Raw genomic sequence first — 14,768 nt, forward strand, 5'->3', positions numbered from 1 at the left:
ACATCAGTCGCGGCATTTATTCTGGAGCGTTTGCGATTGGTGGCGAGCGCCATGATGGCGTAATCTCCCCCCTTGAGGGGGAGATGCCCGGCAGGGCAGAGGGGGGTACTGCCTCGCCAACGTTTCAATTTAAAAATGGAATATTCTAGCGTACGGTCTTTACAAAGGGACGGAGACAAATATGTCTATTGAACTTTATCTGGGCTTCCTTGCCGCCACGGTGGCGCTCGCCCTCATGCCCGGGCCAAACGGTCGCCCTGATCACGGCCAATTCCATCGCCTATGGGCGGCGGTTCGGATTGATTACTGTATTGGGCACAACCGCTGCCATGGTTCCACAACTAGCGCTGACGGTTCTGGGCATGACCGGATTGCTCGCATTGGCGGGTGAGCTGTTCGAATGGGTGCGCTGGATCGGTGTGGCCTATCTTGTCTATCTCGGCATTCAGACGTGGCGGGCGCCGGGCATCGATCTCACGCAGATCAAGCCGGAACCGCGTTCGGCGCGCTCGATTTTTTGGCGCGGCTTTCTGGTGTCGTCCTCGAACCCAAAAACCCTGCTTTTCTACGGCGCATTCTTTCCGCAATTCATCTCTCCAGACGCCGATGTCGTGCCGCAGCTTCTCCTTCTGTCCGCTTCGTTCCTCACCATCGCCCTCACCTTCGATTCGTGCTGGGCGCTCGCGGCCGACCGCCTGCGCGGCCTTCTGGCGTCGCGCGGCCTAATGCGCAATCGCCTCACCGGCTCGTTCTATTTCGCCGCTGCGGTTGGGCTGGCGAGTGTAAAGCGGGGGTGACACGAATGATACCGCTTGGTCCCCCTTCGTTTCTCATGCTGCGTCGGCTGCTTTCCGCAAACGGGTATCCCTGAAAACAAGGGTGCCGATCGTGCGCGCTTCGGTCAACCGTGGCGCCCAGTCGCCATTCTCAGGCGGCAGGAGCAATTCCGATTTGACCACCGGGGCGCCGCAATAATCGAAGATGCCCTGCTCGATCTGCGTCCTCATGGCGCCAAAGTAACCACGGCGCGCATAGGTTCGTAAATCAGCGCCGCCGATAGCGACGAGATGCACCTTCAGCCTCTCCAGCTTCTTGACGATGCCCATTTCGGGCAAGTCGTCATAGGCCCATCCGTTCGAGAACACCCTGTCGATCCAGCCCTTCAGCAGGCCGGGAAACGACCACCAGTAGACCGGATAGACCAGGACCAAGGCATCCGCCCGATCCAACCGCGCCTGCTCGGCGGCGACATCGGGCGGAACCGGCGTCCGGCGCAGGAATGCCGCAACGTCCATCTCGAAAAATCGTGGATCGAACCCCTCGCCCGCGAGATCGGCAATTTCTGCGGTATGCAGGCCTTCGGACGTCACGCCGGCCATGACCTCCGCCGCTACCGCATGTGTCAAGGATTGCTTCTGGGGATGCGAGACGACGATAAGCGCATGCATGGTCCTGGCTCCTGCTTTTTTGTTGCCCGTCCGGCGGGATGGCTATATACTGATGGTAAGTTACTTATGGTATATAGCGATGTCAAGCACCGGCATGAAACAAAATGAGGCGGACCGCACGATGGCTCCGCGACAGCGGCTCACGCGCGATGAACGATATCGCCAATTGATTTCGATGGCCTGGTCCATCGTGCAGCAGGAAGGCACGGAGGCGCTTACACTCGGGCATCTCGCCATCAAGGCGGGGGTGACAAAACCGGTGGTGTATGATCATTTTCAGGACCGCAACGGCCTGTTGGCCGCTCTCTACAAGGAGTTCGATGCCAGGCAGAACGCGCTGATCGATGCGGCAATTGCCGGCAGCGCCGAAGCCGCTCCGGTGCGAGCGAAAGTCCTCGCCGAGGCCTATGTGGATTGCGTGCTGGCGCAAGGCCGCGAGATACCGGGCGTGATCGCCGCGCTGTCCGGCTCGCCGGAACTGGAGCGTGTCAAACGCGAAGGCGAGAGCGCGTTCCTGGCAAAGTGCCGCAATGCCCTGGAACGGGCCTCGCCTTCCGGAAACGTCAGTTTCGCCGGGCTGAGGGCGATGCTGGGCGCAGCCGAGGCGCTTGCATCGGCCGCCGCCGCAGAGGAGATGAGCGCCAAGGAGGCCAAGCGCGAACTCCGCGACACGATCCTTGACATGCTGGCGCGGCAAAATAACCGAAGCGGATCATAGCCGGATCCTGAACGCCGCAATGTCCGTATCTTGATGCAAAACCGACTCACCGGCTCGTTCTATTTCGCCGCCGCGGTTGGTCTGGCGAGTGTGAAGCAGGGGTAAGAGGCAAAGGCCGTCATTCTCGGGCTTGTCCCGAGAATCTACCGTGGCCTAATCTCTCAGGACGGTAATTGCTTATCTTTTTCTTATGGCAGATTCTCGGGACAAGCCCGAGAATGACGGAAAGAAAGAAAGCCGCCCCGAAAGGGCGGCTTTCGATGTCTCAAAGCGGGGAGCCTTATCCCTTCCTCGGCACCTTGGGTACCGATGATTTGGCGCGGGGGGCTGGCTTGTCGGCGGCCACCTTTTCCGGTTCCGCCTTTTTGGCGGGCGGTCGCTTCTTCGCCGCCGCCTTCTTTTCCGCCGGGATGTCCTTCTGTGGCTTCACCGGCACTTCATCCGCAATGGATTCAAGAAGCAGCGTGCTGGCGCCGTCCGACTTTTCGCCAACGGTCACGCGCACCGTGCCGCCTTTCTTGAGCTTGCCGAACAGCACCTCATCGGCGAGCGGCTTCTTGATGTGCTCCTGAATGACGCGGGCAAGCGGACGCGCGCCCATGCGCTCGTCATAGCCCTTGTCGGCGAGCCAGGCGATGGCATCGTCGGTAAGCTGGAAAGTCACGCCACGGTCGGCGAGTTGCGCCTCGAGCTGCAGCACGAATTTCTGCACCACCTGATGAATGACCGGAACCGGCAGCGGCCCGAATGGAATGATCGCATCGAGACGGTTGCGGAATTCCGGCGTGAACAGCCGGTTGATCGCCTCCATGTCGTCGCCCTCGCGCCGCGAGGAGCCGAAGCCGATGGCCGCCTTCGCCATATCCGTCGCACCCGCATTGGTGGTCATGATCAGGATGACGTTGCGGAAATCGATCTGCTTGCCGTTGTGATCCGTCAGTTTGCCATGGTCCATAACCTGCAACAGGATGTTGAACAGATCCGGATGCGCCTTTTCGATCTCGTCGAGCAGCAACACGCAATGCGGATGCTGGTCGACGCCATCGGTCAGAAGACCGCCCTGGTCGAAGCCGACATAGCCGGGAGGCGCGCCGATCAGCCGCGAAACGGTGTGACGCTCCATATATTCCGACATGTCGAAGCGCAGCAGTTCCACGCCCAGCGAGCTAGCAAGCTGCTTGGCCACCTCCGTCTTGCCGACACCGGTCGGGCCGGAGAACAGGTAGCTACCGATGGGCTTGTCCGGTTCGCGCAGGCCCGCGCGGGCGAGCTTGATCGCGGCCGAAAGCGCCTCTATGGCCAGATCCTGACCGTAGACGACGCGTTTCAGCTCTGCATCGAGGTTCGACAGCACCTCCTCGTCATCCTTGGAGACGGTTTTCGGCGGGATGCGCGCCATGGTCGCTATCGTCGCCTCGATCTCCTTGACGCCGATGGTCTTCTTGCGCTTCGCCTCGGGCAGAAGCATCTGGCTCGCGCCCGTCTCGTCGATGACGTCGATGGCCTTGTCCGGCAGCTTGCGATCGTTGATATAGCGGGCCGAAAGCTCCACCGCCGATTTGATCGCCTCCACGGTGTATTTCACCTTGTGGAAATCCTCGAAATAGGGCTTCAGCCCCTTCATGATTTCGATCGCGTCGGGGATCGACGGCTCCTGGACGTCGATTTTCTGGAAGCGGCGAACCAGCGCCCTGTCCTTCTCGAAGAACTGGCGGAACTCCTTGTAGGTGGTCGAGCCGATGCAGCGAATCGCGCCGGATGACAAGGCAGGCTTCAACAGGTTGGAAGCATCCATCGCCCCGCCCGAAGTCGCGCCCGCGCCGATAACGGTGTGAATCTCGTCGATGAACAGGACGGCGCCGGGATAGTCTTCCAGCTCCTTGACGATCTGCTTCAACCGCTCCTCGAAATCGCCGCGATAGCGCGTGCCGGCGAGCAGCGTGCCCATGTCGAGCGCGAAGATAGTCGCGTTCAGAAGGACGTTCGGAACGTCGCCTTCGACAATGCGCTTGGCGAGGCCTTCCGCGATGGCGGTCTTGCCGACACCGGGATCGCCCACATAGAGCGGGTTGTTCTTGGAGCGACGGCAGAGCACCTGGATGGTGCGGCTGATCTCCGTATCGCGCCCGATCAGCGGGTCGATGCGCCCTGCCCTCGCCTTGTCATTGAGGTTGACGCAATAGGCGGTGAGCGCGTCCTGCTTCTTTTTAGCGCCTTCATCCTGCTCCGGGGCCTGGTGCTCCTCGCCATTGGCTTCCGCGCCGCGCGGGTTGTGCGTCTCCGACGCGCCCGGCCGCTTGGAGATGCCGTGCGAGATATAATTGACCGCGTCATAGCGGGTCATCTGCTGTTCCTGCAGGAAGTACGCCGCGTGGCTCTCGCGCTCGGCGAAAATCGCCACCAGCACGTTGGCGCCCGTCACTTCCTCGCGGTTCGATGACTGGACGTGAATCACCGCGCGCTGGATAACGCGCTGGAACGCCGCCGTCGGCTTCGAATCCTCGTCATAGCCCGTGACAAGATTGTCGAGTTCGCGATCGACATATTCGGTGACCGTGCGCCGCAGATGCTCCACATCGACATTGCAGGCGCGCATTACCGCGCCGGCATCCTGATCATCGATCAAGGAGAGGAGAAGATGCTCGAGCGTCGCATATTCATGATGCCGCTCGTTGGCGATTGTCAGGGCTTGATGGAGCGCCCTTTCAAGGCTTGGGGAGAATGATGGCATGAGACCTCACTTTTTCTCCATCACGCATTGCAGCGGATGCTCGTGTTGGCGGGCGAAATCCATAACCTGCGTTACCTTGGTCTCCGCGACCTCATAGGTAAAGACTCCGCATTCGCCGACGCCATGATTGTGAACATGGAGCATGATGCGGGTGGCATCTTCCCTGTTCTTCTGGAAAAAGCGCTCCAGCACATGGATGACGAATTCCATCGGCGTGTAGTCATCATTGATGAGAAGAACCCGATAGAGGCTCGGCTTCTTCGTTTTCGGCTTCGTACGCGTAATGACGGCGGTGCCACGGCCAAGACCGCTGCCACTACCCCCAGTATCGTCGTCCTGCATGACCAATTCGAAACGGATCATCGTCTTAAAACACCCAGTACCCTGTGGCTCAAGCGCTGCTCCATAATGTAGGGTGCGGCTCAGCGATTTTAAGCCCTCATTTCACGGTTGCAACACCAGTTACGGAATTAAATGTAACACCGGGCGGAAAAGAATCCGTTGCCGCAAATCACGGCGCCTTAAGCGAATTCTCGCTGATTTTGACAGAAATATTAATCAAAATTAACTCAAAACCACATGAAAAATGAACCGGCCGGTAATCATAAACGGATTGGTAACGCTATCGCCGATACGGTGACTGAAATCATGCGGCATTTCTAATGCACGCAAGTCCAAACCACACATGCATTCCAGGCAGGGTAGTCATCGTGCGTAAAGCGTTCCGTCAAGCCGCCTCCGTATTCACGAAAGCGGCCCAAGCCATCCTGGCGTTGACAGTCATTTCCGGTTGCTCCACCACGAGCGTTCCGTCCGCCTATGCTAGCTCCGGCAAATATGCAGCCATCGTCGTCGATGCGAATACGGGCGAGACGCTGTTTTCCGCCAATGCGGATGCCGGCCGCTACCCGGCGTCGCTTACCAAGATGATGACGCTCTACATGCTTTTCGAGGCAATGCAGGCCGGGCGCGTCAACAAGAATACGCCGATACCGGTCTCCCGATATGCCGCATCGCGCCCGCCGACAAAGCTGGGCTTGAAGCCCGGCCAGTCGGTCCGCGCGGAGGATGCGATCTACGGCCTTATCACCCGTTCCGCCAACGATGCCGCGACCGCGGTTGGCGAGTATCTCGGCGGCTCGGAACAGCGCTTCGCGCAGATGATGACCGCGAAAGCGCGCCGGCTCGGCATGAAAAACACCGTGTTCCGCAATGCCGACGGCCTGCCCAACGCCTCGCAGCGCTCCAGCGCCCGTGACATGGCGATCCTCGGCATCGCGCTGCGCGAGCATTTCCCGCGTGAGTTCGCCTATTTCTCGGCCCAGAGCTTCAATTACAAAGGCCGCACGATCCGGGGCCATAACCGCCTGCTCGGAAAGGTGCAGGGCGTTGACGGCATCAAGACCGGCTATACCCGCGATTCCGGATATAACCTGGTTTCCTCGGTCAAGCTTGACGGCCGCAAGGTTGTCGCAGTCGTCATGGGCGGCGCGAGCGGCGGCGCCCGCGATGCGCACATGGCTTCGCTGATTGCAAAATATCTGCCGCGCGCCTCGCGCCGTGGCGGCGAGCCGCTCATCGCCGCGCAGGATACGGCGCCAATCGCGGCCCCCGTTCAGGTCACGCCTGTCGATCTGCCTGAAGCCAACGATGCGCCTGTGCCGATGGCGCGCGTCGAAACGGAGGAAGAGGTCGGCCAAGGCGACGCGGATGACGAAGTGATAACCGCGCTTGCCGCCCCAGCGCCCCGGCCTGCCGCCGCTGTTGCGGTCGCCTCGGTCGCTCGCGCGCCGAAAGCTGCAATACCTGCTCACGTCGATCCCGTCACAACCGCTTCAGCCCGTTCCAATGACGCTCAGGCCAACAGCGGCTGGGCGATCCAGATCGGCTCGCTGCCAAGCTCCGAGCAGGCTCAGGCAATGCTTGCCAAGGCTGCCGCTGAAGCCGGACAGAGCCTTGCCAGCGTGACAGCCCGCACCGAAACCTTCGAGAAGAAATCGAAGACCTTCTATCGCGCCCGTTTTGTCGGCTTCGAAACCAACACCGCAGCATTAAATGCCTGTGCACTTCTGAAAAAGAAGAATTTCAATTGCTTTACTATAGCAAATTGAGAATAATTCTGGATTGGGTGATACTTTGTCCAATCATTATTTACCAAAACCCGGAATAGTTGTTAGTAGAAGGGTTTCTCATGTCGAAAAAGCAAAAGACAACGGTAGTACAATCCACACGCGCCAGGCCGGAAGCGTCCTTGCTCAACATGCAGGCGCTGCATCAGGCCGCCGTCCGCCTGGCCGATCTAAAACGATCGGGATCGACACTCACCACCCGCGATCTCGTGGCGCTCCTGCTCTGCCATGCTGCGCGCTCACGCCGGGCATCGTTGCCATTTGCCCCGGTCTATCTCAATACGTCGGATGCGCGTGGAAAAAAGGCGATCTGGATGAGGTTCCAGTGACAGGGCGCTATCAATCTTAAATTGTATTATTGATTTCTACCTAGCGTAGTGTATGCTGATTATGCATACGCTACGCTCATTCATTTTAAACAAATATTTTGATCTGAGGATGATATTTATGGCTATCTCTTTGAACTCATTAGGCTCGGTCCAATTCACAAATACGGCAGTCACTGTCGCTGCGAACGACGCAGCTCAGAAATTTTACGTACTTATCACACAGCCGCCCGGCGTCATTGGAAGCGAGGTCGTTCCGGTTTCCTATAAGAATGGACAGGCAACGGCGGAGCCATCATCAGGGCTTTATAAGACCAATCTGAATATCGCATATGATCCACAAAGACAGCGTCTTTACGGAGCGCCGAACAATCACGAGATATCGGGCTACGGCATCAAGGTGTACGGTGACGGGGAAGCATTCAATATCGTCGATGTGATCGGTTATGGTGGTCCGGTGAACCTTGATATACAAAATAATTTCACCGTGCCGGAAATGGCCGTATTCGATAATCTGCTTGTGACCGGCTTTTCGTTTGGAGAGATTTCCGGCCTGATATGGGTTTATAATCTCGACACGAAACAATCAAATTATTATCCAGTCCGTATTTACGCAAAAAAATTGGCCACTAAATTTTGCTATTATAACGGCACAATATTTTTTGCGATGGCCATCCCCCCGATACTGTATTGGATTGAGAATGATTCCAATAGCATAAAGGAAGTGGGTGCTGGGGGATTAGCTTTAGGCGCGGCCATGGATAAGGATCACGCACGTCTCTATCTACCAGTGGGCGACATAGGTAATGACCGTGGTGTGGCTATTTTCAGCATTGCCACGCTTCCTCCTACACCCTTCGGCTCGCCAATTATGCTGGACGCGCCACTAAGCGCCGGAGAGGGCACAGCGATCGATAATAGCAGTGGGCTTCAATATATCAGTGTTCCTGATGGCTCTGAATTTATAGTCATCGATACAAATTCCAATCAGCAGATTTTTCCCCAGATGCCTCCTGTTCAACCTAGTGCTTCGTCGCTTTCGATTATTGAGCAGGATCATGTCATTTGCGCGCTTTATCAAGGCGATAATAGCGTCACGCTCTATCAGCAAACGGGCAGTTTATAACAGCCCCAATGCCGCAAGTTCGTGGCGCAGTTCCACCGGCATTGCTGCTCTTCCGTCCCCGCTCGCCTCGTCAGCGGGGATTTCCTCCGCCTTCAAATATCGCCAGCCCTGAAAAGCCCGGCGCGGCTGCCACTGCGTGGGAACAAGCTTCGGCTCAAGCACCAGATGGCAGCGGTGAATGCCGTCGGAATCGGTGAAAGGCCTCACATCCAGGAGCCGCTGGCGGCACTGGATGTTGCCCTTGATGACCCAATAGAGCGAGCCGCCATCGAGAAGCTCATCGATACGCTTCGGCACCATGCGCGTGGTATGAAACTGTTCCGGCAGTTCTCCGGCGGCGCGCTTCTCGTCCAGCCGAAAATCGATCCAGGCGGCAAGATCCTCGATGCTGTCGCATCCAACGCAGAGTTTTACGATATGAAGGGGCATGGAACTGCCAATAAAGGGAGTACGGGAATAAGGGAATAGGTGAGTATGTTCGCATAAACAACATCATAAACAACATATTGCGCTACGGCCCTATTCCCCTACTGCCCTATTCCCTTATTCTTCTCAACACTCGACCACATTGACCGCCAACCCGCCTTGGCTCGTCTCCTTATAGCGTTCGCTCATGTCGCGGCCAGTCTGGCGCATGGTTTCGATGCAGGCGTCGAGCGGCACGAAATGGGTACCGTCGCCCTTTAGCGCCAGCGAGGCGGCGGTGACAGCCTTGACGGCGCCCAGCGCATTGCGCTCGATGCAAGGCACCTGCACCAGCCCGCCCACGGGATCGCAGGTCATGCCGAGATGATGCTCCAGCGCGATCTCCGCCGCGTTCTCGATCTGCTCCGGCGTACCACCCATTACGGCGGCAAGCCCAGCCGCAGCCATGGCGGAAGCCGACCCCACCTCGCCCTGGCAGCCTACCTCCGCGCCTGAAATCGAGGCGTTGTGCTTGATGATGCCGCCGATTGCCGCCGATGTCAGCAGGAAATCATGGATGCCTGCCGCATCCGCATCCTCATGAAACCTGGTGTAATAGCGCAGGACCGCAGGCACGACGCCCGCCGCGCCATTGGTAGGCGCGGTGACGACGCGCCCACCCGCTGCGTTCTCCTCGTTGACCGCCATGGCGTAGACTGAGAGCCAGTCATTGGCGAGCAACGGATTGCGCCGGTTCTGCCGCCATTCCTCTTCCAGCCGGTCATGCAGATGACGCGCACGGCGGCGCACCTTGAGACCGCCGGGCATGATGCCTTCCTGCGTAAGTCCGCGCTCGATGCAGGCGCGCATCGCGTCCCATATACGGTCCAAGCCTTCATTCAGCGCGGCACGGCTCATTCGCGTCTCTTCGTTGGCCCGCTTCATTTCCGCGATGGAAAGGCCGCTGGTCCGCGCCATAGCCAGCATTTCGGTGGCGCCGGCGAAGGGATAAGGCACATCAACCACTTCCGCGCCCACGCCGCCGTTCTTTTGCTTGTTCAGGTCCTCCTCGCTGACAACGAAGCCGCCGCCGATGGAATAATAGACACGGCGGAGCAAGAGGCGCTCATCGACATCATAGGCTTCGAAGGCAAGGCCGTTGGCATGGCCTGATAGCGCGACCTTCCGGTCCATGACCAGATCGCTATCCGGATCGAAACGATAGGGGGGATGGCCTTCCGGGTGGATGCGCTTTTCCGCACGCACTTTGTCGATGATCGTGGCCATGTGGTCGGGATCAATCCGGTCCGGCAAATAGCCGCAAAGACCCAGAATTACCGCCCGGTCCGTCGCGTGCCCAACACCGGTAAAGGCCAGCGATCCGTGCAGCCGCGCCTTTAACCGGAAAACCTTGACGCCAGCCGGTCGCGGCCAGTGGCCGTCCTTCAACTCGGCCAGAAACAGGCTCGCCGCCGTCATAGGCCCCATCGTGTGAGAACTCGATGGCCCTATTCCAATCTTATAGATATCGAATACAGATAGAAACATGCCGGTCCATTTCGTCTGCACTCTAAAGCGCGTTGCCTGGATACGATTAGAGTCAACGCGCTTTAGAGTTTTATTTTCAAGCATGTCTTTGTCCCAAAACCGGTTCCCACTTTTGGGAGACGTGCTCTAGTATAGCATCCTGACGATGGACCAACTTTCACAAAATGCGGCGCCGGCTACCGACCTGCGCTTAGCTGCCTACGACAAAAGCCGGAATTCCCATGCCGCTTGAACAGACCGCCACAGGTTCTCCACCCGAAAAGGGAATGCGCCTTGTCCGCATCGATATCGCGCGGGGCATCGCCCTCATCGCCATGGCGATTTATCACACCGGCTGGGATTTCGAGTTCTTCGGCTATCTCGATCCCGGCACGACGGGGCATGGCGGCTGGAAACTGTTCGCGCGCATGATCGCGTCGAGCTTTCTCGTGCTCGTCGGATTCAGCCTGGTGCTGGCACAGGGCAAAGGCATCCGCTGGAGGCCATTCGCAATCCGGTTTGCGGAGATTGCGGGCGCCGCGCTCGCCATCACCCTCATCACCTGGTACGCCATCCCCGATAGCTTCATCTTCTTCGGCATATTGCACCAGATTGCGCTGGCGAGCGTGCTGGGCCTGCTGTTTCTCTGGCTACCGATCCCGGTACTGGTGATTTGCGCAGCGGCGGTCATCGCCCTGCCGTTCTTTTTCCAGTCGGCGTTCTTCAACAGCCCTGCCCTCTGGTGGGTCGGGCTCTCGACCGCGTTCCCGCGCTCCAATGATTATGTGCCGCTCTTCCCCTGGTTCGGCGCAGTGCTGGCCGGCATGGCGCTGGCGCGCCTGTTCCAGCGCTTCCAGCTGATGCCATTGTTGCGCAACGGCACCGGCCTGGCCGCGCTCGACAGGCCGCTAAGGTTCATCGGCAGGCACGGCCTCGCCTTCTACCTTATTCACCAGCCGGTGCTGATCTCTTGCGTCTTCCTCATCGCGCAGCTTTTTCCGCCATCCATGGCCGACCAGCACGCCATGTTCGTGCAAACCTGCGAGCAAAGCTGCCAGGCGACCAATGACGGGCAATTCTGCCGCCGCTTCTGCTCCTGCGTCACCGCGAAGCTCGATCAGACGAAGCTATTCGACGAGTTGTTCGAAAACCGGATATCGACGCAAAGCCCTGAGGTTCGCGGCATTGCCGATATATGTACGAAGGAGAGCGAGGCACGAGGAAACTAACTCACTGTGACCGCGATTCATGTAATCGTTGCACACGAGCCTCGAGCTTATCCAAAGCTTGCGCAGCAAGCCTGGTGCTCCCAAGGGCGCAAATTTCCCGCGCTTCCCGCTCCGTCTCTTCCAGCGACAAAACTCCCGCACAGAGAGTATACACAATACGCACGATCATGAGCTTGTTGAGATCATGCATGGGCATATCCAACTGATTGGGATCGGTGGGTGGCGCTGCTACAATGCGCGGTGCGTCCGTTCGAATATTTGTGCTCTGAAAGACAGATTCAAACGTTGCGGCTGCTCGTATGCGATTTCCCAACCACCAGTTCGACGCGGGTATCCCTTGCCATAGCAATAAGGTTGCAAGGAACGATGTTGCATCATAGTGGCGTCCGGATTGCGTCGGACGGAACACGGTCGCCTGATCGATCCAGGGCGAAATAAGGAGCGTCGGCACCCGTACGCCAAGCAGATCGAAATTTTCACTGCTATCGTGACGATAGGCATTGTTGGCGGGAGGCGGCGGAACGTGATCATATATCCCGCCATGCTCGTCGAAGGTAATGATAAACAGCGTATGGTCGAAGTCGGGGCCCTGGCTCAAGGCGTTATAAATGTCGGCCACCAATTGCAGCCCCGGCTCCATTTCCGAGGGCGGATGGCACGAGTTAGCCGTTACGCCGGATGAATTTCCCATCCACGCCGGCTCAATGAAACTGAAGGCAGGCAACGTTCCGGCGCGGGCGGCGGAATAAAAATCACTAATGTCTGCCCGGAAGGTATCCGGAGACTGATTTACTTCCTGAATATGCCCTTCCAGAAACAGATGATAGGTATAGTGGAAATTTCCCCAGAGGGATTGATCATAGAGCTTCCAGTCCTTGTTACCATGCGCCCATAGCGTATCCCAGACGGAGGGCCGGCGCGGCGCATTCGGCCAATTGTTATAAATTGCGCCTGACTCGAAATTAGCCACAAGACCGAAGGACGATCCCGTCAGCGAGAAGGCGCGGTTCGGGTCGGTAGGGCCAGGCAGGGAACAGAACCATGCATCGGAAACCGCAAACTGCTTTGCCAGCGTGGTCAGCGGATCGAGCAGGCTCGAATCGTAATAGTTCATAATCTCGAATGATTTGGAAAGATTATAATCGTTGACGAACCCTTGCATTTGCGGACTTGCCGGACAGCCCTTCGGCGAAATCGTGTTGACGAACCAGGATGTGCTGCTGCTCTGCCCGAAGCAATAAGTCGTCGCTGCGTCCACGAAGGGGAACATTGCCGGATAGAAATGATACCAATGACCTTGGGCGACCGCATCTCCCGCGCCAACTGCCGAAACCGGCCAAATAAACCAGCGCTTGTCGCTGTCGCTCTGGCCGAAACAGTATGTCTGGCCGTCGTACGAAAACGGGAACATCGTCGGATAAAAATCGTCCCAATAACCCTGCGCTACGGCATCTCCTACGCCGTTTGCCGAGATCGGAGAAACGAACCAGTATTTCGTTCGGGAATTCTGTCCAAAACAGTATGTCTGGCCTCCGTCCACGAAGGTGAACATCGTCGGATAAAAATCGGCCCAATAACCGTTTGCAGTCTCGGCTCCCACACCGTTTGCCGATATGGGTGAAATATACCAGCGCTTGTCGCTATCGCTCTGGCCGAAGCAATATGTTTGACCGTTATCGACGAAAGGAAATGTAGTCGGGTAGCACCGGGCCCAATTGCCCTGCGCTACAGCATCTCCCACGCCGCTGGCCGAAATCGGCGAAACGAACCAATGATTATTATCGCGGGTCTGCCCAAAGCAATAAGTCTGTCCTTCATCGACAAAAGCGAACATTGCCGGATAGAAGGAATTCCAATTGCCGCTTGCCGTTTCGTCGCCAACGCCCACAGATGCCGAAACCGGCGAAATAAACCAGCGCTTATCGCTGTCGCTCTGGCCGAAGCAATAGGTCTGCCCACCATCGCCGAAGGTGAATATCGTAGGATAAAAACGCGGCCACTTACCTGCTATGTCATCGGTAAGTTGATGCATGACTCCGGAATGGGAGTGGTCCGGGTCGTCGGTCGGATAATTGAGGTTTGTCCCTGAATATTTGGACTGATAGAAGCGCTGCCCGCTTTCAGCCGTGTTGCAGTTCGTGCTGCTCGCCCCGTCGAAAGGCGCGTTTGACCCGATGAAACGCCCGACGCTGCCCTGACTATAAAGATCGCCCATGAGGTGATCGAAAGACCGGTTCTCCAGCATCAGATACACGATCTTCTTGATGTTCTGCCGCATCCAGGGGATCGTTCCCGGACCGTCGGCATCGCCCTGAACTCCGCTCGGCAGGTTCAAGGGGATGAGCGGCGTGAGGCCGAATACCACCGTATCTGCGGGCAACGAGCTCTCCCACGCCGTGATCGTCTTTGCCGGCTGGAGCGGGAATGGTTGGGTTGGATCCACAGGATAAACGGTGATATCAGCGGATCCATTGCTCCAGGCAATCACCTTATCGCCCAGCGTGCAGAGATTCATGCCTGGATCGATCGTCCACTGCATTCCGGCAATTGGCGGGTTCGGCAGAATATCCGACGCGTTTCCTCCATCGAACATCCAGGTCCGGCACGCGCCGCTATTCCTGTCACGGCAAACGACATAGCCCGCGACAGGCGCCAGGTCTGAATTTATGACCGTTCGCCAATTTCCAGTGATGTTTTGGGGGCTTCCTGCTGGAAGCATCAATGTGCTGCTGAACGGATCGAAACGACGGCATTTATAGGCGCCGGTGGCCGGCCAATACAGCAACAGATAATTGCCCAATGGTATAATGTCTGCCGACGGGTCCAGATCGGCGCTCAGATCCCCCTGTGTCACCAGGGTCGGCAGAAAGTCCGTCCGCGCGATGTCGACCAGCCACAAGCGAAACCTGTTCGTCGCCAGTTCCCTATCGATGACGTAATTGCCGATGGGAATGAGCTGGTGTCCCGACCGCACACTCCACCATTGGCCTTTCTTGACCAGATGAAGCGAGTCATTCGAATCTATGTACTGATAAAGACTCCAGTCACCCGTCGATGGCCTCCACTGGACGAGAAATTCATAAGCGACACCCATCGCCGGCCTCCATATCGATTTAAGACAATCATTTC

12 protein-coding genes are annotated in these 14,768 nt (G+C 57.7%); 6 read left to right on the forward strand and 6 right to left on the reverse strand.

What is annotated here, in order from left to right; all coding sequences use genetic code 11:
* Positions 1-299: 299 nt before the first annotated feature.
* Entirely contained in the window at positions 300-797 is a 498-nt protein-coding gene (locus C7477_RS08610; RefSeq protein ID WP_245411777.1) for a LysE family translocator, read from the forward strand.
* A gap of 33 nt (positions 798-830) precedes the next feature.
* Here the strand turns inward: C7477_RS08610 and C7477_RS08615 are convergent, their stop codons facing one another.
* Positions 831-1,448, reverse strand: a complete 618-nt coding sequence (locus tag C7477_RS08615; RefSeq protein ID WP_110751111.1) for an NAD(P)H-dependent oxidoreductase — start codon at positions 1,446-1,448, stop codon at positions 831-833.
* Positions 1,449-1,569: 121 nt separating this feature from the next.
* Between C7477_RS08615 and C7477_RS08620 the strand changes: the two genes are divergently transcribed.
* On the forward strand, positions 1,570-2,166 hold the full coding sequence (locus C7477_RS08620; RefSeq protein WP_245411778.1) for a TetR/AcrR family transcriptional regulator: 597 nt from the start codon (positions 1,570-1,572) through the stop codon (positions 2,164-2,166).
* Between the two features lie 280 nt (positions 2,167-2,446).
* Here the strand turns inward: C7477_RS08620 and clpA are convergent, their stop codons facing one another.
* Together clpA and clpS are read right to left on the reverse strand one after the other, a co-directional pair.
* The gene (gene clpA, locus C7477_RS08625; protein WP_110751113.1) at positions 2,447-4,897 is read right to left on the reverse strand and encodes an ATP-dependent Clp protease ATP-binding subunit ClpA; all 2,451 of its coding nucleotides are present in this window, start codon (positions 4,895-4,897) and stop codon (positions 2,447-2,449) included.
* A 6-nt stretch (positions 4,898-4,903) separates the two neighbouring features.
* Positions 4,904-5,260: an ATP-dependent Clp protease adapter ClpS gene (gene clpS / locus C7477_RS08630; RefSeq protein ID WP_425373542.1), complete on the reverse strand. Its 357-nt coding sequence runs from the start codon at positions 5,258-5,260 to the stop codon at positions 4,904-4,906.
* A gap of 347 nt (positions 5,261-5,607) precedes the next feature.
* Here clpS and C7477_RS08635 point away from each other — a divergent pair, with 347 nt between their 5' ends.
* The 3 genes from C7477_RS08635 to C7477_RS08645 all read left to right on the forward strand — a co-directional run bounded on the left by C7477_RS08635 (position 5,608) and on the right by C7477_RS08645 (position 8,478).
* A complete protein-coding gene (locus C7477_RS08635; protein WP_245411779.1) occupies positions 5,608-7,008 on the forward strand; it encodes a D-alanyl-D-alanine carboxypeptidase family protein in 1,401 nt (466 codons plus the stop codon).
* Positions 7,009-7,088: 80 nt separating this feature from the next.
* A complete protein-coding gene (locus tag C7477_RS08640; protein ID WP_110751117.1) occupies positions 7,089-7,355 on the forward strand; it encodes a hypothetical protein in 267 nt (88 codons plus the stop codon).
* Between the two features lie 118 nt (positions 7,356-7,473).
* Complete coding sequence (locus tag C7477_RS08645) at positions 7,474-8,478, forward strand: hypothetical protein (RefSeq protein ID WP_146226081.1); 1,005 nt, start codon at positions 7,474-7,476, stop codon at positions 8,476-8,478.
* Here C7477_RS08645 and C7477_RS08650 read toward each other — a convergent pair.
* A complete protein-coding gene (locus C7477_RS08650; RefSeq protein ID WP_110751121.1) occupies positions 8,473-8,907 on the reverse strand; it encodes a DUF1489 family protein in 435 nt (144 codons plus the stop codon). The genes C7477_RS08645 and C7477_RS08650 overlap by 6 nt on opposite strands.
* Positions 8,908-9,030: 123 nt before the next feature.
* Positions 9,031-10,431 carry an L-serine ammonia-lyase gene (locus C7477_RS08655; protein ID WP_110751326.1) on the reverse strand — a complete coding sequence of 467 codons (1,401 nt, stop codon included), beginning with the start codon at positions 10,429-10,431 and terminating at the stop codon, positions 9,031-9,033.
* Between the two features lie 221 nt (positions 10,432-10,652).
* Here C7477_RS08655 and C7477_RS08660 point away from each other — a divergent pair, with 221 nt between their 5' ends.
* A complete protein-coding gene (locus C7477_RS08660) occupies positions 10,653-11,639 on the forward strand; it encodes an acetyltransferase domain-containing protein (protein WP_245411780.1) in 987 nt (328 codons plus the stop codon).
* A 1-nt stretch (position 11,640) separates the two neighbouring features.
* On the opposite strand, the gene C7477_RS08665 is transcribed toward C7477_RS08660, so the two are convergent.
* The gene (locus C7477_RS08665; RefSeq protein WP_110751126.1) at positions 11,641-14,733 is read right to left on the reverse strand and encodes an alkaline phosphatase family protein; all 3,093 of its coding nucleotides are present in this window, start codon (positions 14,731-14,733) and stop codon (positions 11,641-11,643) included.
* Between the last annotated feature and the right edge of the window lie 35 nt (positions 14,734-14,768).

The organism is Paramesorhizobium leguminum (assembly GCF_003217235.1).
Lineage (GTDB): Bacteria > Pseudomonadota > Alphaproteobacteria > Rhizobiales > Rhizobiaceae > Paramesorhizobium > Paramesorhizobium leguminum.